This is a genomic window from Dermabacter vaginalis (genome assembly GCF_001678905.1).
GTDB classification, from domain to species: Bacteria; Actinomycetota; Actinomycetes; order Actinomycetales; family Dermabacteraceae; genus Dermabacter; species Dermabacter vaginalis.
The window spans coordinates 2,181,823-2,206,854 of sequence record NZ_CP012117.1 but is presented as its reverse complement, the minus strand read 5'-3'; the positions used below and the strand labels follow the sequence as shown (position 1 = coordinate 2,206,854).

Sequence of the window (25,032 nt, the reverse complement as noted above, 5' to 3'; positions counted from 1 at the left end):
ATAGAGACATCAGACGTCTGATGACTTGCTGTTAGCATAAGAGCACCGTCGAGACTTTGTCAATGTTGCCGAGGTGGCGATACTGGAAGCTCGGAGCATGAGAAAGGCAGATCGTGGCCGAAGAATCCATGGGGCTCGCGCCCGAGAATCGTGAACGGCTAAGCAAGCGCCGGACCGCGAGTAACGCAACGGTCGACGCGATCAAGGAGTACATCCTCGAGCACCACCTACGCCCGGGGGATCCGCTCCCTACGGAGGCATCGCTTCAGGGTGCTTTGGGTGTTTCTCGCTCAAGCGTGCGCGAGGCCCTGCGCACGCTTCAGTCGCTCGATATTGTTTCTATTCAGCACGGACGTGGCATGAGCGTGGGTGAGCTGTCGTTCGCCCCCATGATTGAAGCCGTTCTTTTTCGTGCCCGCCTCAATGCGAAAGACGATCTGAGCACGTTGCGTGAAGTTGTGGAAGTGCGCATGGCTCTTGACCTTGCGCTCACCGATGAGCTCATTGAGGTATACCGCGGTTCCTCGCAGCCGAAGCTTCGAGAGCACGTGAAGAACATGCGCGAGTGTGTCGAGGCAGGTCGAGGCTTTGCTTCGTGTGACGAGGCGTTCCACTCCGATCTACTCGCGGCGACAAGCAATCACATGATGCAGCAGCTAGGCATGGCTTTCTGGCGGATTCACACGGTAGCTGTTCCTGCTGCCGGGTTGCCGCAAGCCAAGGACATCAGTGACACGGTGAACGCCCACGATGCAATCATTGATGCGCTCGTTGCTGGCGATGCGGCCGCCTACCGCGCAGCGGTCATTGAGCATTACCGCCCGCTCAGGCGCCTTCTCGAGGTCGCCGCCAACTAGCGCTTCTTCCCCATTTCCTCGGGCGGCGTCGCGGTCGAGGCGACGAAACCCAGGGAGCGGGTGTCGGGGAGGTCAGCGACCTTGGAGGTGTTGATCGCGCTGAGCGTGTGCATCCACACGAGCGGGTACATGGGGATCTCCGTGGAGATGTGGTTCATGAGCTTTTCCAAGGCGCGCTGAAGTTCGTTGCCAACGAATTCGGATCTCGTGCTGCGGTCGAGCACGTCGCGAATCTCCGCGACGAGTTCGCTTTCCCCGAGGCGAAGGCGGGAATCGACCCAGAAGGGTGAGGCGTAGAGGGAGCGCAGGAGTGTGTCGGGATTGAAGCCGACAAATGCGGGGTCGAGGAACACGAGGGCGGCGTCCCAGCCGTCGGATTCCTCTTCCATGCGCGTCACGACATCCCACCAGGGGAGAACTTCGAGGTCAGGCTCGAGCCCGAGTGCGGCGAGGCTGTCCTTGACGGATTCGGCGACTCCCTGAGTCCAGGTCTCGTTGCTGGCGAGAAGGCGAACCTTGCCGACTTCCGCGCGGGTAAAGAGTTCGCGCGCCTCTTCAGGTGCGTGCGTGTACACGCTTGAAGCGGATGTGAAGCCGGGTGTGCCGGGGTAGACGGGACTCTTGACAGGGTCGACGTGGCCTGCAAAGACCCGTTTCGCGCAGCCTTTGTAGTCGAAGGCCTTCATGAAGCCGCGTCGCGCCTCGATCGCGGCGAACGGGTGTCCCTCGGCGTGGTTGAACATTGCGTAGATGCCGGCTTTGCCCTTCTGGGCGGCGAGGTGGAGCGTGCCGTTCTTGGCCTGGGAGCTTTTCTCGAGCTCGCGGTATTTCTTTGCGGGAACGGGGAGGGCCACGTGCGTGCTGCCGTCCGTGAGAGCTTTGGTGATTGCGGATTCGTCGCGTTCGACGTGCCAGGTCATGGTTTCGTAGAGCGCGGGGCATACGCCGGAGTACTGGTCGAAAGCTTCGAAGGTGATGGTCCCGGCTTCGGCGTCGTGCTCCGTGATCTTCCACGGGCCCGTGCCGTTGGGTTTCTCGAGAAGCGTGGCAGGGTCGGTTCCCTCGGGGATAATTTTCACGAGGGAGAGGCGCTCGTTGATTTCGGGCGTGGGGTAGTTGAGTCGGAGCTGCACGACGTTGTCGGCGATGGGGGTGGCGCGGTCGAAGAAGTCGAGGAGTTCGCGGTGGGGGTAGTTGTTGTTCTCGTCGAGCGCGGCTTCGAAGGAGTAGGCAACATCGGCGGGGGTTACGGGGGTGCCGTCGTGGAAGATCGCGCCGTCGCGAAGGAAGACATCGAAGGTGACCTGAGCGGGGTCGAAGAGGTTTTGTGAGAGGCCCGGTTCGGTTCTCCCGCGTGTGGGGTCCATGATCGAGAGGCCCTCGTAGACGTGCCAGAGCGCGGCGGTGTTCTGGAGGGAGCGGGTCGTAAATGGGCTGAGGCCGTCATGCCCGAGTGGGGCGCCGATTGTGACGTCGAGGTGCCCTTTGGGGACGGCCAGGTTGAACTGTTCGGCGATCGAGGGGTAGTCGGGGTCGCCTGGGTTCGGTGAGCTTTGGCAGCCCGCGGCGGTGGTCGCGAGGGCAAGGGCGCCGAGGGAGGCGCCCGCCGTGAGGAAGGTGCGCCGACTGGGAGTGCGTGCGGGTCCGGTCATGGATTCCAGGGTAGTGTGCGCGCACGCCGTTTGGTGAGAGTCGGGGTGTGGCGTATTCCCCTAAACGGTTGTGTGGCGCTGTGCGGGGCTTCTAAGTGAAGTGTCCCAGTTTTTGTTCCGTTTGAGTAGATGGGGAATTTAGAGTAGGCCAAGAAATGTTGATTAGAGTGCGAAGGCCCGTGTGGTCCGTCTTGTAGAGGACCGTATCTTGGCGGAGAACATGTCGATGCGGGCCGCCTGTCAGGCAATAGCCCCAAAGGTGAGGGTTTCCTGGCGCATGGTTCGTCAATGGACTCAGCGGGCCCGCCGTGCAGGAGAGATCTCAGAACCAATGCCTGAAGATCTGGTCGCCGAAAACGCGAGGTCACGCCGTGAAAATCACGGACTACGTGACACCAATGAACTACTGAAAGCTGCCGCAGCTTTTTCACGTCGGAACTCGACCCCCTGTCAGAAATGATTCGGTTCATCGATGAGCACCGGAATCATTTCTCTGTCGAGTTCGTCTGCAAGACGTTGACGAAAAGCCGGGCTGGTGGGTTCATAACCTCGCGTGATGATCGCTAATCTAAAGCCCGAGGACTCAGTGCTCGCCGTCTTCGTGACACTGTGCTGGCTGAACGCATGGATACAGTAAATAGAGTTAATTACGGTGTTGGCGGTGTGCGGAAGATTTGGCTTGTTCCTCGCTGTGACGGAATCGATTTCGGTCGTGGACAAACCGCCAGGCTGATGCGCTTGGCGGCCGTATCTAACAAAGGTAAAGGACGCTTGCCTATCACCACTCGCTGGCCTCACGTGCCGGTTTTGTGCCCGGAGTTGGTGAGGCGTGAGTTCAAAGCCCAAGGCCCGAACAAGCTGTGGGTGGTGGATGCTACCTATGTGTGCGCCGAAGAAACAACAGGTTTGGTGCCCCACTCTGATCACGGCTCCCAGCCTGTCAGCGTTGTCTACAACGAGCGGATTTCCCAACATGGGATCGCGCTTCCTCCGGAACTGTCGGCGATTCCTATGACAATGCTCTAGTTAAAAGCGTCAACGGTTCCTATAAAACGGGCTCATCCATATTCGCAGGTGGAACGACATCGTCGATGTAGAAATAGCGACCTTTGAGTGGGTGTTGTGGTGTAAAGAAGCACGACCCCACCAAAGCGTGGGATACCGAACTCTGTCCGAGGTTGAAACCGAATTTTGGAAGCAGCACTCGCCATAGGAAATGATAGAAATCAAGGCAAATGCCTAGGAGCACCCCCGGGGCACTTCAAGGTAAGGTTCGTGAAGGGGCGTGTGAGTAGTAGGCAACAGGGGGATGGTAGGGGTTAGTGGCGTGCTCGTTCGCCTCCTGTCGGTAACTACGTGGGGTGCGTATCTGAGGGGTGTTCCGTTTCTTCGGTTTGCGCGAGGTAGCGGTAGAGGGTTGAGCGGCCGATCCCGTACTTCTGGGCGAGGGCTTTCTTGGTCATGCCTTGTTTAGCGAGGGTCTTCGCCTCGCGGGCTTGTTCGTCGGTGAGGACGCGCGCTCGCCCGGTATAGACGCCTCGAGCTTTTGCTGCTTCGATCCCTTCGCGCTGGCGTTCGCGAATCAGTGAGCGCTCAAGCTCTGCCACGGCACCGATCAAGTGGAGCTGGAAACGCGCGTAGGGGTCCTCGGAGTTCGGTCGAAAGACGAGGTCCTCTTTCACGAAGTGGAGGGTGACGCCATCATCGGTTAGTCGCGTGACGATGGACTCCAGATCACGCAAGGAGCGCGCTAGACGGTCCATAGAGGCCACAACGAACAGGTCCCCCTCCCGGAAGTTCAAGGCTTCTCGAAGCCCCTGACGACCGTCTACGCCCTTGCCGGAGGCTTTATCGGAGAAGACCTTGTCGCAGCCGCCTATCGCGAGGCTTTGCCGGTCGAGGTTCTGGTCTACAGAGCTCACGCGCATGTACCCCACGCGCTGCCCGGTGTAGGTCACCATCGCCCTGTCCCCCTGTCTCTAAACCCTGCTGGACTTCGTCTCGTTGAGTTCGAGAGTACCCACAGAGATACCGCGGAGGACACGAGGTCGGTACGTGCCAATGGCGTGTACTCAATGAGACGCGCACGTGCAGCGCGAGCCAATACGGAAAAGCTCCATTTCACTGCCCTATTGAAACAGCACACAAGACATGCGGCAGTGGACGGCCATGTGGCGGCTACGTACAGGAATTCATGCCTTATGTAGACCCTCACCTTGGAGCATGGCCGCACTACGAACGAACGCTTCAGTGGCCACCAACGGCGTGGTCGTTCATCACACGGCATCAGCACTCGAGAGAGAGAAACGATCACGATACATATCAATGAACGCGATCATTTTTTGCCGTGGGGATCACGAGTGAGGAGAACGCCTAGCCAAAAGCCGCCCGGTTTCAGCTCGGGCATGACGCGATGAGTAGCTTCTTGGTGACATCACACGTCTTCGCACTGAGAATTATGGTGTGTACGGAGTACGGAAGATGCGGCATCCTATGCGACGAGCTGGGTGGGACATCGGTCGGGATCAGACCGCCCGGTTGATGAAAGGTGCTGGTGTGTGCGGGGTGCGTCGCGGTCCGTCCCCGATGACCACCAGGTGCTCTCAGTCTCCTGATACACGCCCGGATCTGATCCAGCGCAACTTCCGCGCCAGCGGGCCGAACCGGTTGTGGGGTGCTGACATTACCTATGTTCATACCAGGGCTGGCTTCCTCTATACGACATTTGTCACCGACGTGTTCTCACCGCATAATCGTTGGCTGGTCCACGCGTTCGACCTGAGTTGGGTCACAGAGACTTGACCTACCGTAAGGATCTGATTCTTCGCAAGACCAGCCACACAATTCTTCACCAACCGATCAAATTTTTCGGCATAGTCCGATTACCCCCACCTTCTCAAACAGAAGTAAACTTGAAACACCAATGCGTTCTTTTACACCGAGTCAAGTGAGAAGAGGACCGGCAAAGCCTCAATCGCTAAGGAAGTTAGCCTCTCAACCATAGTATCATCATCAAGGTGTGATAGGCGCGAAGAAGAAACCTCGATCACAACGACTAGTTCCTCCACGAAGAAACCAATATAGTAATCGTGTTCAAAGTACACCTTAGAGGGTCCATCATGCTCTTTTTCACGATAAAGAATATTCAGTGTGGTAGGGAGCATCTCCTTTAGGGTTGAATCGACAAGAATCTTATCCTCTATCGCTGGACCCGCCAAGATTTCACATGACCTTAAATTACCGATCGCTGGGTATCGAATACGCGATACTCCATCGTCATCTACAGATTGATACTCCGGACGCTCCCTCCTATCTTCCGAATGGCAAAAGACGAAAGGTTCAACGTACGCACCGTCAACCTCAGAAAGCTCCTCTAGACCGGCAGCTGTCCACCCCTTAGCGTTTACGCCCGTTTCATAGCCAACATCGTCTATCTCATCCTCTAAAATCTCATCCGCGAGATACAGTATCTCCTCACACTCCTGGTTCTTGTGCCGGCGCAGTACAGACGGGTCAGCAATCACAGACTTACAAAACGACGGCCCCTTGCTCAGTATGCCGGCACGGAGAAAGAGAAACTCCTCACCATCAGGCTTATAGCCAAGATCCTTACATAGCTCCCGCCAAACATCTTCGCGATCTAGCTGCCTCATAAGGCTATTGCGGAGCAGAACAAAGGCTTGCATTTCCTTCTTCCCCGCTCCCTTAAGGCTCTTCTTCAGTTCTTTAAAATCTCTCCATTCAGTAACCAATTTTCACCTCACAAATCAACGACAATTTCGATACCTACATGGTCTGATTTTGTTTTCCATATTATAGCCTCGGTTTTTATAGTGATGATACGTGCCATTTTCTGTAATTCGTGTCCTCTTGTAACCGCCACTAATCTGTGAATCCGCTGCACCACCCGACAGTGACGCCACCTCAGCCGGTTGAGCATCTGTGCCATTCACCTCGCCCGCCAACACAACACCCTCAGGCACTGACGCGGGAGCAAGCGAACCATCCGCCTTCTCCACCAGATCAGTGTTGAACGAGGCCCATTCACCCTTGTCATTCTTGAACCGCACAGGGGCCGCAAACTGCTCCGTGGTCACCGAACCATCCGGATTCACCCACGTCGTCGATGACTCTGAACGCTCCGCCGTCACCTCAACACGCTGACCCGTCGCGCGTGCGCGGATAGCTGCAGACGGAAAATCCACAGGATCTTTCGAGTCAGTAGGCCCTGCAACTGGGGCACTCGGGGATTCTGCACCGCGTGGGGCTGCCCACGCCTCAACTGGCTCCAATCCCGCTATCAACAACGCTGCGCACACAATAAATGCCACAGCAAAAACGGCACGACGAAGAACCCTGTTTTCAGCCCAACCAACCACGCGAGAACCCCTACTCACTTGCAGCACCACTGCTGCTCCCATAACACCCCCGGCCGAGGCATCAACTGAATGCTACGTTCACATCACAGCAATCACGAACAGACCTAAGTCCCAGAAGTTTCGCAGGAGACACAGAGGGATAGCTTGTTTCAGCCTGCCACCCCTGCAGACGCGGTCGTCGTCACCCTTCGCATGGCCCCAGGTGACGAAGCGCGTCAGGTGCAGGCTTTCGGCAGAGGGCAACCCGTCGTGGGAACACTCGGCGCCCTGCAATGAGCCCGGGGATTTCTTGTTGGTATCGCTCGGCAAGCTCAGGGGTGGCGGCGGTTGCGGTGATCGTAATGCCGTGGGTGTCAGCTATGTTCAGAAGTTGCTCTTGGATGAGTGCGCGGTAGCGTTTTCCTTGGCCTGTGCCGGGGTTGCGGGTGATGTGGGTCCCGATAGTCCAGGTATCGCTCTTTGTGCGCAGTGCTAGGTACGCATCACGTGTACCCCCACTACGACACTGACGCGATCTGGTGTACGGGTCCATCTCATGCTACGGAACACGATCTGATTTAGAGGCGCAGGCCCAACCCTGGGTCACGGATTTTGTCTCTCGCGTACTGGGCATGCCAAAGCGAAAGCATCCACGAAAATAGGGCGCTCAACGAGTAGAGAGTGAGATCATTAGCTATGCCACTTCGATCGCCTCGCTATCTCAATAAAGCCGACTTCTACGCCCAAGCCGAGTACTGCGGCATCCCCCGTACACCCAAGCAAGTGGAATATTCCGAACGATCTAGCAACACCGGTGGGGCCGAAGGCAAAGTCGGTATATATGGCATCGGAGGCAGCGCCACCACGACAAAAGTGGTGGAGGTGCAGCACGCGTACACGCTCGAAAACTCCGACAAGGTGACTTTCAGCAAGCCCCTTGATCAGATGGAAAAAGAGAATCAAGGGTTCACAGTACTTCCATTAGGAGACGGCACCCAAGAAGACCACTGGACTACCTGGCGCGACGCCTTTGTGAAGGTCGACGGGAAGCTGTCACTTAGCCCTGTAAGCGCGGTCGGAAAGATCATGGATGCCTTTCGACAGCTCCTTGCGAGAGAAGATGTCGATCTGGAAGCTCTTGCACGAATCTCTCGTGGGGAGTGCACTGAAGAGAACCCTTCCGGGATAATGTCGGATTCCCAGATCTACAGCGTTCTCAAGTCCGTCTATTTCGGGAACTCTCTACCGGACATCCCCTTGCTATACCGCATGACACCAGACATCCAGGGCGTTTTTGACCACCTCTTCATCAGTTGCACCCCAGGACACTTCATCGGCAAAGGCATAGCAGGAAGTGACGCATTGGAGGGAGATGCAACTGTTCTGGGTACTGTTCGAAACCTCATCCCGGACGACCCTGACGAGGGGTATCTATCGACTGAGCGCTGGACACTACACGGGTGGGACCCAACAGTCCGTTCTCGTATGCGTCCAAGCATGGATGACCTTTCAGAGACTCTTCTTCCGACATTAGACCCTTCGTGGCAAAACCACGAAGACGAAAGCTTCTTCCTGAAGGGACCAACCTTAGTCATCGACGCCGTTGCAATTTACTAGGAAACCAGCCAGCTCTAGGCAGTCATCTCGACGTAGCGTTCGAAGAGGAGCGCGAGGCGTTCTTCGTTGGAGTGGAGTGCTCGTTTCGCGCCGAACGCTTTATCCGCCGCGCGGTCGAGGGTGGCGTGTGCTTTGAGAAGTTCGGGACTCATGGCGAGTGGGTTGTAGTGATCTGCGAGTGAGCGTTCGGGGTGCAGCTCACGGGCCGCGATGACACCCTTGCCTGCCTCGATGACCTGCTGCCGCGATTTCTCGTCGACTTCAGGCAGGGGGAGGTTGTTCCACACCACCGTGTTCGAGAAGCGCAGGCGGGACTCGAGCGCACCACCAATTGCGCGCTGCCAGGTAATGAAGGCTGAGCTAGAGATAATCCCGAATCAGGGCGCTCGTGTTCAGTAAGCGATTCGATGTAGTCGAGCGCCTGTGCTTCGGCAGTCTCGAGGTCTTTTCCAGCGCTCTTCATCTCGATAAGTGCCGTACCGGAGGTCAGCGCGTCGATAAACCCATGCTGCCCGGTGGATGCACGCCTGGCTCGCTTCTCGTACACCGCAGCCGTGCGGCCACTAATACCAAAGCAGGCAAGCAGCCCTCGAACAGACTCTTGCGCCTCCCCCTTCTCGTAGCCTTCAGCCTCGCGCCAGTCAGCCACAAAGGCTCCGGCACGAGTCCGGACATCGGAGAGAACAAGAGGCTTAGGCATGGGGGCTCCGAGTGGTTAGTGGGTTAGAAGTCTTGTGCCCTCCCTGGGGGGAGGGGGAACCGTTTTATGCTTATGGCCTGACCCCCCCTAGAGCAGGTCGCGCACAGTGCGAATGTACCGCTTTGCAGTGCTCTCGGAGAGGTTGAATTCGTCCATCACCTCACGTCTAGTCGGCTGTGTCCCCGACTCTGCGATCTGTTTGCTAAGGAAGGCGAGCACTTCCGCTTTCGAGGCTTTGGCCTGTCGCTGGCGCTGCATGTTTGCTTTTTCCCATCCTTTGCGGAGGGGTTCGCGTTCTTCGGGGTTGTTGGCGCGGCGTTGGACGGTCGCTTTGCCGCCGCATGAGCCGAAGGTGCGTAGGGCGTTTCGTTCTACGGGGGTGACGTGTTGGGTGGAGCTGAGGCCAGTTCCCGCAACCTTGCCGGTCTTGTTGGTGGTGACGTAGGCGCGGACGCGGCGGGCCATAGTGAGGCGGTCGCGCATAGGTGGCATTTCGTCGGGGCGGCCTAGGGTGTCTTGGGCGTGGGCGATGCGGTAGGCGTGTTCGTAGGCGTCGATGATGAGGTTGTCTTTGAGGCGTTGGCCGCGTTTGTGGAGCCTGTGGGCGGTTTTGAGGGCGTGGCGGAAGGCTGTTTCGTCCCGTTGTGGGGTGCCTGCTGCGTCGTAGAGGACGCGGACGCCTTGGATGTAGGACGGGGCGTGGCGTTCGAGTTCTTCGACGCTGAGGCCGTCCAGCTCGTCGGAGAGGGCGCGCATGCGTTGAGCGCGTTCACGGTTGGCTTTGGCTTGAAGGATCAGGTCTGTCCCGGTTTTTGCGGGTGTGGGGGTTTTGTCGGGGGCTGTGGTGAGTGCGCCGAGTTGTTCGAGCATCGCTTCGAGGTCTTTCAGCTTGTGGATTCTGAACGGGTAGCAGTTCCAGCGGTAGGCGTTGGGGTTGAGGCCGTGTTGGACGCGTTTGAGCAGTTTCATGGGGCGGTTGGGCTTGGTGGGGTCGCCGTCGCTGTAGACGGGATCGATGGCCCAGATCAGTTGGGCCTTGCCGTTTGTGGGGTTGATTCCGATCCAGCCTGGTGCGGCATGTAGCTGGCGCATTTTGGTGAGGATCGCGAGGACGTCGGGGTGCAGGTTGTTGATGCTTCCGCCGGGGGTGCCGGGGGTGTCGATGTCGGCGGCGGCGAACGCGGCGAAGTGTGGGTCGGTCAAACGAATGCACTAGGTGGCCGCTCGGGAGTATGGAGAGGGCGCGGTAAGCGTCAAACCGTTACGCTCGCATTCGGGGTGGGTCCGACGCTTGCCTGCCTGGAATCGCGACCGAGTGTTAAAGGAGCAGCCGTGGATGTTGAGAACTATCGACGACTGAGTGAGGACATTGCGTCGGCGATCGCGCTCGTGAGCATGCGCGTGGGGCGATGGGATCTCGTGACGCCGATCGATTCGTTCCTTGACGTGTCGTATGACCCGCCCACGATGGCGGTGAGCCTGTATTCGCTTTCGCGCGCCGCGGAGGCGCTTGACGAGACGGGAGTGTGCGCGCTGAGCGTACTTGGCGCCGAGCAGCAGGGGCTCGCCGAGCGCTTCGGTGAGCCGGGCCTCCCACTTCAAGGGATGCTCGAAGGAGTCGCCCATCAGCGGGATGCGTGGGGCAACGCTCATATTGATGGATCGCTTGCGACCTTCAGTCTCGAGGTTGAATCGTCGCACGAAGCCGCAACGCACACGCTTTTCGTGTGTCGCGTTCGTGAGGCGCGGCAGGGGCCGGCGCGCTCTGCGCTTGTACGGTTCTCGAGGCGCTACTCGGGCCTGTAAAACGGTGCCCTGAAGAGATTCTCGACACGCGAGGCGAAACGGCCGCACCGAGCGCCCTTCTCGCCTCTACAATGTTCGCGATACGCGCGCGTTCCTGCCGTGCTTGCTTCGAAGGCGCTTCCCCGCATCGGCATGCCGCGCGACACAAACGAGGGAGCTCATGGCGAAGGATCAGGTACCGGAGAACCGTGATGATCGCGTCCAGGCGGGAGCAGATCCCGCCGAGGACTGGATCTTTGTTCCCGAACCGGGCACTCTCCCCACAGAAAAGCTTCCCGATAGCGATGATTTCGCGCGCCTGAGAATGCAGCGAGCGAACCTCGAGGGCGAGGCGGAGAATTACTTTGCTCCGGGCCTGGCGCCGAAGGAGCCAGTGACGGAGACGGCCGAAATCGCGGCGCCTTCGCCTCCCGAGGAGAGCGATTATGCGCGCTCGGGCGCCACGCCTCCGGCGGCGCCTCGGCAGCGCTCCGTGCAGCTTCCCCCGCAATTCAGCGATTTGAGCGGCTGGGACGCGCTGCGCGACATCATCGTTGTTCTCGCCTTCGGTTCGAGTTTCACGACCACGTACACACACGCCCCGGACGCGCTTCCCGCGTGGATTCCGTCGGTCGCGGCGGGAATTGGCATCGCGACCATCCTCGCCGTGTATCTCCTGCGATGGGTCCCCGCCTATATGAAGGACGCGGAACCCCAAAGGCCCGAGCAGTTCGGCTATCTCGGGATCGTGCGCCGGATAGGCATGCTTCCCGCGTTTGTGGCCTCGATCGGTGCTCTCGGCTACGACCTCATTGCCTCGATTCCCGATCTCCTCGTGCCCCTGCCGAATGGGCCGCGCGTAGGCGTTGGCGTTTCGGTTGCACTCCTACTCATGGGTGCGGTGATGGGGTCCGAGCGACGCGGTTTCGAAGGACACGTTCCGAGCGATGCCGCGAAGAGACGCGCCGCGCGATGGATCCTCCTCCTGCGCGTGCTGCTCATCGCGAGCTTCGTGCTCTCGCTCGTCATGATGGTGGGCAAGGCGATCAACGGTGACCCGGCGTTCGCGCTCGTCACCTTCTCCTACTCTCTTGGTTCTCTCGCTCTTGGCCTCTTCATTGCGAATCCGAAGCTCAATGAGCGCCCCTCGCACTACGTGTTCCTCGTGGGTGCGGCGGCAGCGATGGTTGTGGGCGCGGCTGCCGACAACTCTCTGCGCCTCGAATACGCGGCGCCGGGAAGCTTCTCCACCTCTTACGTGTGGCTCCCGTTTGCGCTCGCCGCCTTCGGACTTCTCATTTCACGCCCTTATGTGCGCTCGAGCACACTCAATTTCAAGCGCGTGGACTGGCTCATGTATGCCGCCCGCACGTTCGAGTTTTCCCGCACGATGCACATCGTGGCCTTCGCAGCCGTGCTCGTGTATTTCATCGCGGTTCTCGTGGGGTACGACGCGCGCGGGGGCTCGGGCCTCGTGATCCTTCAACTCATCCTCGTTGCTCTGCTCGCGCTCCTCTCACACTTTGGTCGCAAGGCCCTCGTGCGAAAGAGTGCCGTCAAAGCGCGTGGAAACGCGGTGTCCATCGGTGTGGCCCTCACGCTTATCGGTTTCCTCGGGGTCGTCGTGTTCTCGGTCGTCACGGGGGCTGCTGCCGGCCTGACAAACGGTGGACTCGGCCTCGTTGCGGGCATCACCGCTGCCTTGATGATTACGGTTCCCGCGCCCATGCGTGATGAGCACGGCGCGCCAGATCTCGAGCGCACCTTCGCTCAGTTCCGTGCCCGCATTAACGGCGTAGCTGACGCTACAGCTTTCCTCCCCGATGTGTCCGAAGCCCGGCGTCGGACGCACCGCTTCCCCGTGAGTGTTTCCCCCGAGGCACTTTCGCCCGCTGCCCCTGATCCCGACCCCGCCAAGGAGTCGTAACCCCTCTCCCCAAAAAGAAAGGCCGCCATGCCACTGTGGAAAATTCATGGAAATGGGCTCACCGTTGAGCCAGGGAAAGTCGTTCTTCCTTCGGAACGACTCGCATGGCCGGTCACGATTGGGATTGGCGCCCAGCACGTCATTGCGATGTTCGGCGCAACGTTCCTCGTTCCGCTCCTGACGGGATTCCCGCCGTCCACGACCCTTCTTTTCTCGGGCCTCGGCACGATCCTTTTCCTTCTCATCACGGGCAACCGCGTCCCGAGCTACCTCGGAAGCTCGTTTGCGTTCATCGCCCCGATTGTTGCGGCAACGAAAGCGCACGATATGGGCACCGCCCTCGGCGCCGTGCTCCTCACGGGTCTGGCACTCGCCCTCGTTGGCGTGATCGTGCAGTTCGTCGGCACACGATGGATCGCCGCACTCATGCCGCCCGTCGTCATGGGCGCCATCGTCGCCCTGATCGGCTTCAATCTCGCGCCCACGGCCTACAAAAACTTCCAGCAATCGGCCCTTACCGCGACGGTGACGCTTTTCGCGATCGTCCTGTGCACGGCCCTCTTCAAGGGCATCCTCGGGCGTGTCTCCGTTCTCCTCGGCGTCCTTGTGGGCTACCTTTTCGCCCGCGCGCGCGGCGAAGTTGACCTCACTGCCTTCTATAAGGCGCCGTGGATCGGACTTCCCGAGTTCCACCACCCGCACTTCGACCTCTCGGTTCTCCCGATGTTCCTGCCGGTGATCCTCGTGCTCATCGCCGAAAACGTGGGCCACGTGACGTCGGTGGGGTCGATGACCGGTGAGGATCTCGACCACATGGTGGGCCGCACCCTCTTCTCTGACGGCATTGCGACGGCCCTCTCGGCAACGTTCGGTGGTTCGCCCACAACCACCTACGGCGAGAACATCGGTGTCATGAGCGCGACTCGCGTGTACTCAACCGCTGCCTACTGGGTTGCCGGCATTGCCGCGATCGCCCTGTCGATGTCGCCGAAGATCGGCCAGCTCATCTTCTCCATTCCGGCAGGCGTGCTTGGCGGCGTCACGTTCGTGCTCTACGGTCTCATCGGCATCGTGGGCGTGCGCATGTGGGTTGACGGTCGCGTGGATTTCTCGCGGCCGCGCAACCAGATGACGGCGGGCGTCGCGCTCGTCGTGGGCATCGCAAACGTGACGTGGACGTTCGGCCCTAAGGACGCCGGCATCACCTTCAACGGCATCGCGCTCGGCACCCTTGCGGCGCTCGTGATCTATCACCTCATGACGGTGATCGGGAAGGTCACGGGAACCGAGGTGCCGGAGGATTCCGACGCGCGCGCAGCGACAGCGGAAGCCGCCTCTACGCGATGACTGCCGGGCAACCGTCCAAGAGAGTGCGTACGGGCTGGGCGCCGATCCTCACGCCGGGGACGCGCGTGACGGCCCGCTACGCGCTCGACCCGCGCACGCATGCAGGTCGAGAAAAGGTTGCGGATGCCCTCGGCTACGTTGTCGAAACCGACGAGGAAACGGTCACTATCCACACGAAACGTGGATACGCGAGGATTCCTCGCGTGTTGATCGTGGCCGTTCGGGAGGTTCCCCCGCCGCCTCGCTAGACTTGGGCCATGACTTCTAGCACTACTCTCGTTCGCCGTCCGTTTGAAGGCCTCATCGCCGAACACGATCTCGTGGCGATGCGCCAACTCATCCCATCGGCGACCCTCGAGGCGAAGATTGCCCCCGAGTTTGGCGGTGGCGATGCCGTGATCGCCACGATCCTCCCCATGAACTGGGCTGCGATCAAGCGCGATAACGGCACAGTCATGCTCGGGATGCAGGCGAGCGTTCCCGGTAATGACACTTCGCGCGGTCTCGGCGCAGCGCTCAAGCAGGCGCTTGATTCGGAGCCCGGAACGGCAGTGACGACCGTGAAGGTCGCGGAGGATTCACCGCGGCTTCAGGACATCCTCGTCATTGAGGAGAACTACACGGTCGACGTGCACGACTCGTTCGAGTACTGGCTCGGCGCCGGTGCGGAGCGCACCGAGCAGATCGAGCAGGGCCTCGAGCAGGCCAACGAGGCGATCATGCCGACGGCCGCCGTGGGCGGATTGCCGCACGCGTATTGGGTCGATGCGGGCCCCAAGGAGCATCTGCGTTGGGTTCTCGACGAAAGCGAAGACCGCGTGATCGACGCGGTTGCGCGCCTGCACGCGAAGCGTCAGTCGGGTATCGGCGAGGGCACGCGCTACGTGGGCTCGTTCCGTGCTGATGGCCTCACGATTCCCGTATGGGACCTGCCGAAGGGCTTCGGCGTCGAGGGCGTGGAGAATGAGGTTCCCGAGTTCCTCAAGCGTTTCGAAGCGGCGCTTTCGAGCGAGGAGCCGCTTACGGCTCTCGAGCGTCGCGCGCGCGGCGGAATTGTCGCACGTGAGGTGACCCTGCGATGAGCAGCGTCGACGCCGCGACGTTCGGGGAAGCGCGGCCCACGCGAGCCGCTGTCGTGATCCCCGCGAAGGACGAGGCCGAACGTATCGAAAAGACCGTTGCCGCCTCGTTTACTATCCGCGGCGTCGACCTCGTTGTCGTTGTCGACGACGGTTCCTCGGATGCCACGGCGGCCTTGGCGAAGGGCGCCGGGGCGGTCGTGGTGCGCCACCGCAGCAATCGCGGCAAGGCCGCGGCTATGGCGACTGGCGCGCGCGTCGTGCACATGCGTGAGGAAACCGAGCACGCCGAGCAAAGGAACGAGGGCGGCGAGCCGTCGCCAATCGAAAAGTCGGCACGCGCGCTGCTGTTTATCGATGCTGACATGCAGGAATCCGCAAGCGGTGCGCAGCCGCTCGTGGATGCGGTGCTCGAGGGCAACGTGGACATGGCGATCGCCATCCTCCCCGCACAAGAAGGCGCCGCAGGCATGGGCCTCGTTGTGAAAACGGCTCGCAATGGCATCCGTAAGGCCACGGGCTTTGAGACCGTGCAGCCGCTGAGTGGCACGCGCTGCATTACGCGCGAAACGTGGGATGCGGTGCAGCCTCTCGCCGACGGTTGGGGCGTGGAAACGGGCCTCACGATCGACGCCCTGCACAAGGGGTTCTGGGTGAAAGAGATCCCTGCCGAACTTACGCACCGTGCGACCGGCAAGGACCTTCGCTCGCAGCTTCACCGTGCGAGCCAGCTCAAAGACGTCATGCGTGCGCTCTCGAAGCGGCGGTCCCTGTCGCCGAATGATCCACTTGGCGAGGAGGGGCCGGTGCGCGCGCTCACGGGTGAGCGCCCCGAGACGCCCGAGATCGTGGAGAACCCGCCTGTGAAACATTTTGCGGTTCCCTCGATCGAGAAGAACGCGCAGGTCAGAGTTTCTGAGGGGTCGGTGGAGCCGGTGGACGAGCCTCGCGAGGAGCCCGAGCACTAAGTGCCGCGCGAGCCGTGAGGCTCAACGCGAAGCCCACAACGTAGGCGAGGCCCACGAGCACGAGGCCCGTGTCATTCGTGAGCGCTCCGATCCACGCGCCAGCCATGGCAGCGAGGCGAAGTCGATAGAGGTAGGGGAGCTCACGCGCGAGAGAGCCCCTGCGTACCGCGCCGTAGGTGAGTGCGAGCGCAAAGAGCACGGGCGGGACCATGAGCAGCGGCGAATAGAGCGTGAGCGGTTCGAGCATGCGTGACGTGCGATCCGCGAACACTGCCCAGAACTGTGAAGCGGCGCCCGCGGGGGAGCCTTTCTCCACAAGCGTCGCCACGAATTCGCCCAGATGCGTGCGCGAGGAGGCGGGGCGCATGTAGTCGAGAGCGCCCGCGAGGGCAAACACCCCTGTGCCCGCCGCGAGCGCCGCGAGAACGTGCCACGGGCGAAGTTGAATGCCGCTGAGGGCGAGGCAGGCGACGAGTGTCACGGGAGCGTAGATGAGGGCGCTTCCGGCGTCGGCCCCCATCCCCGGGGCGATCGAACAGAACCCCACGAGTGCACCTGTGCCGCCCACGAACAGCACGCGCGCAGGGCCTGGCCGTCTGCCGGTGGTGAAGGCCGGAAGTGCGTGGATGAGCATGCCCACTCCGAGGGCCCACGCCGCGAGGGTAATGCCCGTGATGTGGTTGCTCAGGCCGTAGAAGCGGCCAGCATAGATGGGCTGATTGCCAAGCAGCGACGTGAAGCTCGCGTGTGAACCGAGCGCGGCGTCGAGGAGTATCGCGCCGGCGGTCATGAGAGCCGCCAGTGCGGGGGTGAGGAGCCGGCGACTGTGTTCGGGAAGGGCGGAGCCCAGAAGCGTGACGCCCCACGTGAGCCCTATGCCGAAAATTGCCGTGCCGAGCACGGTCCACGCCGCGATCGCGAAAAGAGGATGAACTCCTAGGTTAATGAGGGCGCTGAGCGGGACGATACTCGAGGTATAGCCCACGGGGATCGCGAGAATGCTGACGTTCGCGACATGCCGCGCCGCCGGGACGCGCTGCGCGAGGGCACCTGAAACAAGCAGGATCGCGACGATCACGCCGAGCAGGGGGGCGAGGGAGTCCTCGGTGGTGCGGGAGGCGAAGGTGACCTCGCGGGCGTGCGCGATCTGGGCGCCTTTGGTGGTGGAGGTTCCGACGGCGGCTCGGCCGATACCGAGCTGCTCCGTGCCGGTGAAGCTCGCCGCGAGGTCGAGATTCATGACGACGCCGACCTGGCGCGTCGACGGGCTTGTGAGAAACGCCGGACCCCAGCGCGAATCGATGTACACCTGCAGGTTGAGAGGGGTGGGGAGAGCATCGTAGCCACGCGTGTGCTCCACCTCGTAGGCCTGCTCGGGGGAGGGATTGAGGGAGCCGATGCTCGCGAGTGCCACCCCGCGCTCGCCACAGTCGCCCGCGTGCTTCGCGAATGCCGCATCGATGTCGCGAACACTGCGTTCGTGCGCGAACCTGCTGACGCCCTTGTCCGTTGCCACATCGCCGAGATCGACGAGTGAAATGCCGGCTTCGGTGAGCGCGGAGGTGGCGTCGGACCATTCCTTCCCACCCGGACTGCCGCCCGTTCCCGCTGCATGTGTATCCCCGAGTGCCGGGGTGCGAGCGCCCGTCGCAAGGGTTTCGAGGCCCTGCCGCTTGGTGGGCATGACCGATTCGCTCGAAAGGGCGAGGCCCGCAGCGCCAGAATTTTCGGCGAAGCACCACAGGGCAGGAGTGTCCTCTTTCGTGATGTCTGCCCACGTGAGACCGCTCGTGACGTAGAGCGTGTGCACCCCGTCGACCGGTGGTGTCGCATCTTTGCGCAGACCGCCCCAGTGGAGGGACGGGGCAAGGATGAGCGCGGCGAGAAGCGCGAGGCAGGCGGCGATGAGGCCCGCGCCAGCAACGCGTGTACGCGCATGAGAGATCTCGTGCATGGACTCAAGCGTAGCGATCATGCGCATACCCGTACTCTTAGGGACATGCGATATGGATTCCTCGGCCCCGAGACGACCTTCACCCATCAGGCGCTCTTGCAGGCGCTCATGGGTCCGCTGCCCGTGCGACCGGATGACGGAGAGCAGACCCTCGTGCCCTACCGCAGTGTTGCCGAAGCGATCGGCGACCTCGTCGCGAGCGAGGTCGACGCGATGATGGCCCCCATTGAGAACTCCGTTGAGGGCGGGGTTTCAGGCACCCTCGACGTGCTCGCCGCGACCGGCGGCATCACGATCGTCGCCGAGCAGATCGTTCCCATCACGTTTGTGCTCGCGACCCGTGTGCCGTCGAGCCTCGAGAATCTTGAAGCCGTGTACTCCCACCCGCACGCCCAAGCGCAGTGCCAGGCGTTCGTGCGCGAAAACCTTCCCGGCGCCTCACCGCAGCCCGCGCTCTCCACAGCAGCTGCGGCCCGCGAGATCGCGGAGCTTGACGACGCAGATCCGCGTGCCCGTACCGCCGCCGCGATCTGCTCGCCGCTCGCCGCCGAACATTTTGGACTGCACATCGTCGCCGAGGGCATCGAGGATACGAAAGGCGCCGAAACCCGCTTTGTGCTCGTGGAACGCGACGGTCTCATCCCGGCGCGCACGGGCGCCGATAAAACGACGATCGTTGCGCACCTCGCCCACGATCGGTCCGGATCGCTTCTCGAGATGCTCGAGGTTCTCAGCTCGAACGGCGTGAACCTCTCGCGCATCGAATCGCGCCCCATCGGTGACGCGCTCGGCCGCTACTCTTTCTCCCTCGACCTCGAGGGGCACCTCGAGGATCGTCGCGTGGCCTCCGCGCTGCGAGGCCTCCATCGCATCTGTTCGCGCCTCGTGTTCCTCGGCTCGTACGGTAGGGCCGACGGTTCCGTGCCCTACGTTGTGGACCACAATGCTGATACCGCTTACGAAGAGGCACGCGGTTTCGTCGCGGGCCTCGAGGCGCTCATTGCGCGAGACTAACGCGCATCAGCGGGCCGAACGGATCACGAGAGCGCCTGCATCCACACGCGTCACGAGATGCGTGGCATCGCCGAGATAGTCGCCATCGACTTGAACGGGGAGAGCTTTCGAGGTGCTCACGACAGCCTCGCGGGCCTGGAACGTACGGTGATTCGAGATTTTTGCGAGGGTTTTCGGTGCGCCGGGAAGCACGAGCTGGCCGAGGATCTGGGAAAAGCCCGCCGCCCCCTTCCAATCAAGCGCAAGAATCTCAAGGGAACCATTCGACCGATCCGCGCCTGGCATGAGCGTAATCCCGCCGGGAAGGCGCCCCACGTTGCCGATCATGACGGTTCGGGCCTCGAGAGACTTCGCGGCGCGGCCATCGAGCTCGAGTTCGACGCTTTGCCCGCGGCCCACGATCTTCTTTGCTCCCGCTACTACGTAAGCGAGCCAGCCCACGGTCTTTTTGAGGCGTGAATCGGTATTTTCCATGATGACCGCATCGAAGCCGAAACCCGCGATCACGAGGAACGGTTCTTCCTTCGCTTTGTTCGCACCCTCGAGGCTCTCACCGTGCTGGAGGTAGCCGAGGTCCGCCGTGAGGGCCTCACCCGTGAGGGCAACCCTGACCGCGCCGCGCAGATTATCGATCGGAATGTCGAGGTTGCGCGCAAAAAGGTTACCGGTGCCCATCGGGATGATGCCGAGCGCCACGCCAGTATGGGCGAGCCCCGCGGCGACGAGGCGCACCGTGCCATCGCCACCGGCCGCGAGGACAACCGAGCAGCCGTCAGACACCGCCTGCTGTGCCTGCCCCAAGCCCGGATCCTCCACGGTTGTTTCGTAGAACGACACCTGCGCATCCGGGTCCACACTGAAGACGTGGCTCACGACCCGGCCGCGAAATTCGGCGACATCCTTGAGCTTTGACGGGTTGACGACGACCCCAACGTGTAGTTTTTCCACCGCTCCAGCATACGGGGGCGGCGTGGCACTGTACCCTGGAAAACATGATCGATCTGCGACTGCTCCGTGAGAATCCCGACCGCGTGCGCGAGGCCCAGAAGGCGCGCCGCCGCGACCCCAAAACTGTTGACGCCGTGCTCGAAGCCGACCAGGCCTGGCGTGAGGCCACGCAGTCGTTTGAGTCGCTGCGTGCCGAACAGAAATCCTTCGGTAAGAAAGTCGCCCAGGCCAAAGGTGAGGAAAAGCAGAAGCTCGTTGCCGAGGCGAAGGAGCTGAGCCAGAAGGTTAAGGACCTCGAACAGCGCGCAGGTGAAGCTGAGGAGGCGCGCGAGAAGGCGCTGCGTGCGATCCCCAACATCGCGGAAGGCGCCCCAGAAGGGCTCGAAGAGGACTTTGAGGTTCGCGAGACCCACGGCGAGATCCCGAGCTTCGACTTCGAGGTGCGCGATCACCTCGACATCGCCGAGAAGCTCAAGGCGATCGACATGCAGCGTGGCGCGAAGGTTTCCGGCTCGCGTTTCTACTTCCTCACCGGGGTGGGTGCGCAACTTGAGCTCGCGATCCTCAACGCCGCCCTCGACAAGGCGACGCGCGCGGGCTTCACGCCCGTCATCACGCCCACCCTCGTCCTACCTGAAACGATGGATGGCACCGGCTTCCTCGGCGAGCACGCCGATGAGGTCTACCACCTCGACAAGGACGACGACCTCTACCTCGTCGGCACGAGCGAGGTCGCGCTCGCGGGCTATCACCGCGACGAAGTTCTCGACCTCGACAATGGGCCCCTGCGCTACGCCGGGTGGAGTGCGTGCTACCGCCGCGAGGCGGGCAGCTACGGCAAGGATACGCGCGGCATCATTCGCGTGCACCAGTTCCACAAGGTCGAGATGTTTTCCTACTGCAAGCTCGAGGACTCCTACGAGGAGCACGAGCGTTTGCTCGGCATGGAGCGCGAGATGATGGACCTCATCGACGTGCCCTACCGCGTGATCGACACCGCCGCGGGCGACCTCGGCACATCCGCCGCCCGCAAATTTGATTGTGAAGCGTGGGTGCCGAGCCAGAACACGTACCGCGAGCTCACCTCAACCTCGAACTGCACGCAGTTCCAGGCACGTCGCCTCAACATCCGCGAGCGAGTGGACGGGGCGCTGCGCCCGGTCGCAACCCTCAACGGCACGCTGGGCACGACCCGCTTTATCGTCGCGCTGCTCGAGAATCACCAGCAGGCCGACGGCAGCGTCGTGGTTCCCGAAGGGCTGCGCCCCTACCTCGGCGGCCGCGAAGTCTTCGAGGTTCAATGAGCCCGGCGCGCAGCACCAGAGGATTCGACGAGGAACACTTGCGTTCCCTGCTCGAACCGCTTTCAGGGCATCGGGCCCTCGTTGGCCTCGACGTGGATGGCACGCTCGTGGACCACGCGGGTGTCATGGATCCGCGCGTGCGAAGCGCGCTTCATGCGGTTCGCGAGGCCGGCCACCACGTGGTGATTGCGACCGGGCGTTCGCTCAACACGACTCTCCCGATCGTGCGCTTGGCGGGCGTATCAGACGGTTGGTCGGTGAGCGCGAACGGTGCGGTCACTACGCGGATCACGGGGGCCTCCGACGCCGCCTACGAGATCGTTGAGACGGTGACGTTTGACCCCGAGCCTGCGCTACGCGCCATGTACCAAGCTGTGCCCACGGCCCGCTTCGCGATTGAACGGGTGAGCGGTGGTTTCATCGGGACCGAGAGCTTCGATGATCTTGACTTCGGAATTCAGGCGGCCCCGGCGAGCATTGAGGAGCTTTTCGAGGCGAAGGATGTTGTGCGTGTCGTGGTGACTGCGCCCGATATTCCCCTCGATGAATTTGCGCGCATCGTTGAGCGCGCGGGTGTGAGTGGCTGCGAGTATGCCGTGGGCTGGTCGAGCTGGCTCGACATGTCGGCCCCCGGGACGACGAAGGCGAGTGCGCTCGAGTCTCTGCGGAAGCGCCTTGGAGTGGATCCCGAGCACACCGTGACCGTTGGTGATGGTTCGAACGATGTCGAAATGCTCGATTGGGCAGCCGTGGGCGTGGCCATGGGGCAGGCGAGCGATCGTGTGAAGTCGTATGCCGATGCGGAAACGCTCGATATTGATGAGCACGGCGCGGAACTCGTGCTGCAATGCCTCCTTACCGGCGGTCCCGACTCCCGCTTCCTCCCTTGAGGGTGGGGAAAACGTCGAAAGGGCGTTGATGCGGGGGATGCCCGGCCTGTGTTCCTCCCCCTGATCGAGAGAGGGTAGGATGTACGGGCGCCTCGCTTCTGGGGCGCAGGGAGAGTTGACAGAGCGGCCGAATGTGGCGGTCTTGAAAACCGCTGTGCAGCAACCCTGCACCAAGGGTTCAAATCCCTTACTCTCCGCAAGAAGGCGCACGCCTCACCGTGCGTCCACCCCGTTTCCGGCGTGCTTAATGCGCGTTCGGTGCGGGGTTTTGCTTTTCTCACCGTGGCCGTACGTACGATCAAGAGACTCAGTTCTGACACGAAGGAGAACCCCCATGAACGTCAAACTTGCGCCGGGCGATAAGGCCCCCGACTTCGACCTCCCGCTCGCCGGTGGGGGTCGAATCACGCTCGCTGACCTTGCAGGCGAGCGCGCCCTTTTATGGTTCTACCCAGCGGCGGGAACTTCTCTGTGCACCCGTCAGGCACGCGACCTTCGCGATCATGTCGAAGAACTGACCGCGAATGGTGCGCGTATTCTCGGCATTTCCCCCGACCCGATTGAAAAGGTCGAGGAGTTCGTGGAAAAAGAAAATCTTCCTTATGCGATGGCGGCAGACGAGGATCATGCCGTCATGGAGGCATACGGCGCTTGGGGAGAAAAGAATATGTATGGCGTGAAAAAGATGGGCGTGATCCGTTCGAGCTTCGTCATCGATGCTCACGGCGTGCTTACTGCCGTGAAGTATCGCGTTGGAACGCCAACGCACGTGGAATTCGTGCGCAAAGCTTTGAGCCTCGATGCGCAAGTGTGACGACCTTCCCTAAACCTGAGAATGCACGGAAATAGTGATGCTAGGTTTGTCCGCGTTCCTTTGTGAATCTCGAGAGCGTCACGAATGTGAACCTCAAGGGCTCTGCGAAGGGCGAGACTCATGGGCCGCTGGCCCTGACCAACACGAAAGGTTGACGATGTCTACTTTCATGCGTAAGAACCGTTCGGTATCTATCATCGCCGCCGCTGGCGTGCTCGCGTTCGGCCTTGCAGGCTGTGGCGCCTCCAACGAAGCAAAGAAGGATGATTCCGCCTCGAAGGAGACCACGACCGCTTCAGAAACCAAAGAGGACTCGACGTCGAGCGAGAGCTCAGCCTCGTCCTCGGATGGGGGGTCGGACTCCGGCAGCGGTGCTGTCACGGGCGACGACTTGGGCTCGAGCGTGCACGGCACGCCCGTGGAGCTTGACGAGACCCCCTTCACGGAGGAGGACAAGCAGAAGGGCGCACAGGTTGTGGCCGACTTCTTCACCAGCTCGCTCGATAAGAGGTTTGAGGATGCGTGCCCCAATATGGTGGTGAGGAACGGCGACGGTTACGAGCGTGCGGACACCGAAGAGATCCGCAAGCAGTGTGCTGCTCAGAACGAGAAAATTCTCTCCTCGCAGGGCATCTCTGAGGAACAGGCTGAGCAAATGAAGCAGATGTTGACGCCCGAAAACATTGAGATCGAGCCGAATGGCGACGGTACCGCCAAGGCGACGTTCCAGGGCCAGGATCTTGGCCTCTCGCTCGTCAAGGTGAAGGGTGAGGGCCCGCTCCTCGATTTGCGGAACTGGTGATGATCGCCTCCAAGGCTCGAATCGCTGGTCCGAGCTGAGGTGAGAGAAGAGTAAAGCCTGGGTGGCTCGGTAGTTCGTTCTACCGAGCCACCTTCGCCTTTTAACGGCGGCAGTTCGAGAGGTGCGGGTGGTCGTCGTCTTCGAGGAAAAGTTGCGCAGGCTGACAATATGGTGCGTTGTTCGAGGAATGTGCCAGGAACGCCCATTACGTTAGTTTTACGACACCACCCGGCGCGCCCCACGCCTCATTCATCTGAGAGGTTCCCATGACCACGACATTCCGTAGGACCCGATCGCTCTTTGCTGTCGCTGCCGCAGGACTCCTTGTTTTTGGAGCAGCCGGCTGTGGCGCCATCAACGAAACGAAGAAAGCTTCCGCTTCCGAATCGCCGTCCACAGGCGCGGCTTCGCCGACGCCCGCGCCCTCGGCAAGTGAACTCCCTGACCCGACCGAAAGCCCGACAACCCAAGGGAGCACAGACCCGAACCCTGCCTCGCCGAGCGACGGCGGCGGTGACGCCCCTGCGCCGGGCCCCGGTGGCTTGGGTAGCGGCGCCTTCCCCGCCGGTAGCGAGGTCGCGGAGCTTGACCCCACGCCTCTCACCGAACAGGAGAAGGAGCAGGGCAAGCAATTGATGTCCGACCTTCTCGTAAAGATCACGGTGAGCGGAGACTTCACGGTGTTTTGTGACACCGTGGTTTTCAAAAACACTGACGGAACACGTTACCGCATGGACAGCTCGCCTGAAACGCGCGAGCAATGCGCCCAGATCTACACGGGCCAGTTCCCCGGTGCTGGCGGCGCTGGTGGGGAAGGAGGCGCGGGCATTCCCGAGGAACAAGTGAAATCGGAGTTCGATCCCGCCAAATTTGAACTGAAGGATAACGGCGACGGCACCTATGCCCTCACCATGAGCGGCCAACCCCTCGGCTTCAATGTCCTCAAGATCAAGGACGGCGGCGTTCGGCTCGAACCCTCCCAAATGGATCTCACTGGCCAGCCGTAAACCCGAACT

23 protein-coding genes, 1 tRNA gene and 2 pseudogenes are annotated in these 25,032 nt (G+C 61.3%); 16 read left to right on the top strand and 10 right to left on the bottom strand.

Going from position 1 to position 25,032, the window contains the following annotated elements; all coding sequences use genetic code 11:
- Window positions 1-113: 113 nt before the first annotated feature.
- Window positions 114-857, top strand: coding sequence for a FadR/GntR family transcriptional regulator (locus DAD186_RS09750; RefSeq protein WP_236886249.1), 744 nt, complete (start codon window positions 114-116; stop codon window positions 855-857).
- On the opposite strand, the gene DAD186_RS09745 is transcribed toward DAD186_RS09750, so the two are convergent.
- The 3 genes from DAD186_RS09745 to DAD186_RS09735 all read right to left on the bottom strand — a co-directional run bounded on the left by DAD186_RS09745 (window position 854) and on the right by DAD186_RS09735 (window position 4,470).
- Entirely contained in the window at window positions 854-2,509 is a 1,656-nt protein-coding gene (locus DAD186_RS09745) for an ABC transporter substrate-binding protein (RefSeq protein WP_065248506.1), read from the bottom strand. The genes DAD186_RS09750 and DAD186_RS09745 overlap by 4 nt on opposite strands.
- Window positions 2,510-2,959: 450 nt before the next feature.
- Window positions 2,960-3,229, bottom strand: coding sequence for a hypothetical protein (locus DAD186_RS10905; protein ID WP_157457134.1), 270 nt, complete (start codon window positions 3,227-3,229; stop codon window positions 2,960-2,962).
- A gap of 632 nt (window positions 3,230-3,861) precedes the next feature.
- Complete coding sequence (locus DAD186_RS09735; protein ID WP_065248504.1) at window positions 3,862-4,470, bottom strand: recombinase family protein; 609 nt, start codon at window positions 4,468-4,470, stop codon at window positions 3,862-3,864.
- Window positions 4,471-4,930: 460 nt separating this feature from the next.
- Between DAD186_RS09735 and DAD186_RS10695 the strand changes: the two are divergent.
- Window positions 4,931-5,288, top strand: a pseudogene (locus DAD186_RS10695) (IS3 family transposase); the annotation flags it as partial.
- A gap of 154 nt (window positions 5,289-5,442) precedes the next feature.
- Here DAD186_RS10695 and DAD186_RS09730 read toward each other — a convergent pair.
- On the bottom strand, window positions 5,443-6,261 hold the full coding sequence (locus DAD186_RS09730) for a DUF4240 domain-containing protein (protein WP_157457133.1): 819 nt from the start codon (window positions 6,259-6,261) through the stop codon (window positions 5,443-5,445).
- Window positions 6,262-6,276: 15 nt separating this feature from the next.
- The gene (locus tag DAD186_RS10900; RefSeq protein ID WP_157457132.1) at window positions 6,277-6,714 is read right to left on the bottom strand and encodes a hypothetical protein; all 438 of its coding nucleotides are present in this window, start codon (window positions 6,712-6,714) and stop codon (window positions 6,277-6,279) included.
- Between the two features lie 936 nt (window positions 6,715-7,650).
- Here DAD186_RS10900 and DAD186_RS09720 point away from each other — a divergent pair.
- Complete coding sequence (locus tag DAD186_RS09720) at window positions 7,651-8,484, top strand: DUF6414 family protein (protein WP_157457131.1); 834 nt, start codon at window positions 7,651-7,653, stop codon at window positions 8,482-8,484.
- 14 nt (window positions 8,485-8,498) lie between these two features.
- Here the strand turns inward: DAD186_RS09720 and DAD186_RS09715 are convergent, their stop codons facing one another.
- The 3 genes and pseudogenes from DAD186_RS09715 to DAD186_RS09710 form a co-directional block, all read right to left on the bottom strand.
- The gene (locus DAD186_RS09715) at window positions 8,499-8,852 is read right to left on the bottom strand and encodes a type IIL restriction-modification enzyme MmeI (RefSeq protein ID WP_065248500.1); all 354 of its coding nucleotides are present in this window, start codon (window positions 8,850-8,852) and stop codon (window positions 8,499-8,501) included.
- A 68-nt stretch (window positions 8,853-8,920) separates the two neighbouring features.
- Window positions 8,921-9,184 (bottom strand): annotated as a pseudogene (locus DAD186_RS11330) (type IIL restriction-modification enzyme MmeI); the annotation flags it as partial.
- An 87-nt stretch (window positions 9,185-9,271) separates the two neighbouring features.
- Complete coding sequence (locus DAD186_RS09710; RefSeq protein ID WP_167550782.1) at window positions 9,272-10,387, bottom strand: replication initiation protein; 1,116 nt, start codon at window positions 10,385-10,387, stop codon at window positions 9,272-9,274.
- A 129-nt stretch (window positions 10,388-10,516) separates the two neighbouring features.
- Here DAD186_RS09710 and DAD186_RS09705 point away from each other — a divergent pair, with 129 nt between their 5' ends.
- The 6 genes from DAD186_RS09705 to DAD186_RS09680 all read left to right on the top strand — a co-directional run bounded on the left by DAD186_RS09705 (window position 10,517) and on the right by DAD186_RS09680 (window position 16,290).
- A complete protein-coding gene (locus tag DAD186_RS09705) occupies window positions 10,517-10,990 on the top strand; it encodes a flavin reductase family protein (protein WP_157457130.1) in 474 nt (157 codons plus the stop codon).
- A gap of 160 nt (window positions 10,991-11,150) precedes the next feature.
- Window positions 11,151-12,896 carry a DUF7937 domain-containing protein gene (locus tag DAD186_RS09700; RefSeq protein ID WP_065248499.1) on the top strand — a complete coding sequence of 582 codons (1,746 nt, stop codon included), beginning with the start codon at window positions 11,151-11,153 and terminating at the stop codon, window positions 12,894-12,896.
- Window positions 12,897-12,923: 27 nt separating this feature from the next.
- Entirely contained in the window at window positions 12,924-14,243 is a 1,320-nt protein-coding gene (locus tag DAD186_RS09695; protein WP_065248498.1) for a uracil-xanthine permease family protein, read from the top strand.
- A complete protein-coding gene (locus DAD186_RS09690; RefSeq protein ID WP_065248497.1) occupies window positions 14,240-14,491 on the top strand; it encodes a hypothetical protein in 252 nt (83 codons plus the stop codon). Before DAD186_RS09695 ends, DAD186_RS09690 begins: the two co-directional genes overlap by 4 nt.
- A gap of 9 nt (window positions 14,492-14,500) precedes the next feature.
- Window positions 14,501-15,325 carry a DUF5926 family protein gene (locus DAD186_RS09685; RefSeq protein WP_065248496.1) on the top strand — a complete coding sequence of 275 codons (825 nt, stop codon included), beginning with the start codon at window positions 14,501-14,503 and terminating at the stop codon, window positions 15,323-15,325.
- Window positions 15,322-16,290, top strand: a complete 969-nt coding sequence (locus tag DAD186_RS09680; RefSeq protein WP_065248495.1) for a glycosyltransferase — start codon at window positions 15,322-15,324, stop codon at window positions 16,288-16,290. The genes DAD186_RS09685 and DAD186_RS09680 overlap by 4 nt, the downstream gene beginning before the upstream one ends.
- On the opposite strand, the gene DAD186_RS09675 is transcribed toward DAD186_RS09680, so the two are convergent.
- Entirely contained in the window at window positions 16,229-18,271 is a 2,043-nt protein-coding gene (locus DAD186_RS09675; protein ID WP_065248494.1) for a hypothetical protein, read from the bottom strand. The two genes, DAD186_RS09680 and DAD186_RS09675, sit on opposite strands and share 62 nt — an antisense overlap.
- An 18-nt stretch (window positions 18,272-18,289) precedes the next feature.
- On the opposite strand from DAD186_RS09675, the gene pheA reads away from it, so the two are divergent.
- Entirely contained in the window at window positions 18,290-19,258 is a 969-nt protein-coding gene (gene pheA, locus DAD186_RS09670) for a prephenate dehydratase (protein ID WP_065248493.1), read from the top strand.
- A 6-nt stretch (window positions 19,259-19,264) separates the two neighbouring features.
- Here the strand turns inward: pheA and DAD186_RS09665 are convergent, their stop codons facing one another.
- Window positions 19,265-20,206 carry a diacylglycerol/lipid kinase family protein gene (locus tag DAD186_RS09665; RefSeq protein WP_065248492.1) on the bottom strand — a complete coding sequence of 314 codons (942 nt, stop codon included), beginning with the start codon at window positions 20,204-20,206 and terminating at the stop codon, window positions 19,265-19,267.
- 44 nt (window positions 20,207-20,250) lie between these two features.
- On the opposite strand from DAD186_RS09665, the gene serS reads away from it, so the two are divergent.
- The 6 genes from serS to DAD186_RS09635 all read left to right on the top strand — a co-directional run bounded on the left by serS (window position 20,251) and on the right by DAD186_RS09635 (window position 25,023).
- Window positions 20,251-21,510 (top strand): serine--tRNA ligase, encoded by a 1,260-nt coding sequence (serS, locus tag DAD186_RS09660; protein WP_065248491.1) that lies wholly within the window; start codon window positions 20,251-20,253, stop codon window positions 21,508-21,510.
- The gene (locus DAD186_RS09655) at window positions 21,507-22,400 is read left to right on the top strand and encodes an HAD family hydrolase (protein WP_065248490.1); all 894 of its coding nucleotides are present in this window, start codon (window positions 21,507-21,509) and stop codon (window positions 22,398-22,400) included. Before serS ends, DAD186_RS09655 begins: the two co-directional genes overlap by 4 nt.
- A 109-nt stretch (window positions 22,401-22,509) precedes the next feature.
- Window positions 22,510-22,597 (top strand) — tRNA-Ser (locus tag DAD186_RS09650).
- 137 nt (window positions 22,598-22,734) lie between these two features.
- A complete protein-coding gene (locus DAD186_RS09645) occupies window positions 22,735-23,214 on the top strand; it encodes a peroxiredoxin (RefSeq protein ID WP_065248489.1) in 480 nt (159 codons plus the stop codon).
- Window positions 23,215-23,371: 157 nt separating this feature from the next.
- Window positions 23,372-24,016: a hypothetical protein gene (locus DAD186_RS09640; RefSeq protein ID WP_065248488.1), complete on the top strand. Its 645-nt coding sequence runs from the start codon at window positions 23,372-23,374 to the stop codon at window positions 24,014-24,016.
- Between the two features lie 266 nt (window positions 24,017-24,282).
- On the top strand, window positions 24,283-25,023 hold the full coding sequence (locus DAD186_RS09635) for a hypothetical protein (protein ID WP_065248487.1): 741 nt from the start codon (window positions 24,283-24,285) through the stop codon (window positions 25,021-25,023).
- Window positions 25,024-25,032: the final 9 nt, after the last annotated feature.

What these genes read in the sequence shown, in the direction of transcription:
- DAD186_RS09745 (WP_065248506.1), bottom strand. Translation starts at nt 2,509, where the DNA reads ATGACCGGACCCGCACGCACTCCCAGTCGGCGCACCTTCCTCACGGCG.
- DAD186_RS09735 (WP_065248504.1), bottom strand. Translation starts at nt 4,470, where the DNA reads ATGGTGACCTACACCGGGCAGCGCGTGGGGTACATGCGCGTGAGCTCT.
- DAD186_RS09700 (WP_065248499.1), top strand. Translation starts at nt 11,151, where the DNA reads ATGGCGAAGGATCAGGTACCGGAGAACCGTGATGATCGCGTCCAGGCG.
- DAD186_RS09695 (WP_065248498.1), top strand. Translation starts at nt 12,924, where the DNA reads ATGCCACTGTGGAAAATTCATGGAAATGGGCTCACCGTTGAGCCAGGG.
- DAD186_RS09690 (WP_065248497.1), top strand. Translation starts at nt 14,240, where the DNA reads ATGACTGCCGGGCAACCGTCCAAGAGAGTGCGTACGGGCTGGGCGCCG.
- DAD186_RS09685 (WP_065248496.1), top strand. Translation starts at nt 14,501, where the DNA reads ATGACTTCTAGCACTACTCTCGTTCGCCGTCCGTTTGAAGGCCTCATC.
- DAD186_RS09680 (WP_065248495.1), top strand. Translation starts at nt 15,322, where the DNA reads ATGAGCAGCGTCGACGCCGCGACGTTCGGGGAAGCGCGGCCCACGCGA.
- DAD186_RS09675 (WP_065248494.1), bottom strand. Translation starts at nt 18,271, where the DNA reads ATGCGCATGATCGCTACGCTTGAGTCCATGCACGAGATCTCTCATGCG.
- pheA (WP_065248493.1), top strand. Translation starts at nt 18,290, where the DNA reads ATGCGATATGGATTCCTCGGCCCCGAGACGACCTTCACCCATCAGGCG.
- serS (WP_065248491.1), top strand. Translation starts at nt 20,251, where the DNA reads ATGATCGATCTGCGACTGCTCCGTGAGAATCCCGACCGCGTGCGCGAG.
- DAD186_RS09655 (WP_065248490.1), top strand. Translation starts at nt 21,507, where the DNA reads ATGAGCCCGGCGCGCAGCACCAGAGGATTCGACGAGGAACACTTGCGT.
- DAD186_RS09645 (WP_065248489.1), top strand. Translation starts at nt 22,735, where the DNA reads ATGAACGTCAAACTTGCGCCGGGCGATAAGGCCCCCGACTTCGACCTC.
- DAD186_RS09640 (WP_065248488.1), top strand. Translation starts at nt 23,372, where the DNA reads ATGTCTACTTTCATGCGTAAGAACCGTTCGGTATCTATCATCGCCGCC.
- DAD186_RS09635 (WP_065248487.1), top strand. Translation starts at nt 24,283, where the DNA reads ATGACCACGACATTCCGTAGGACCCGATCGCTCTTTGCTGTCGCTGCC.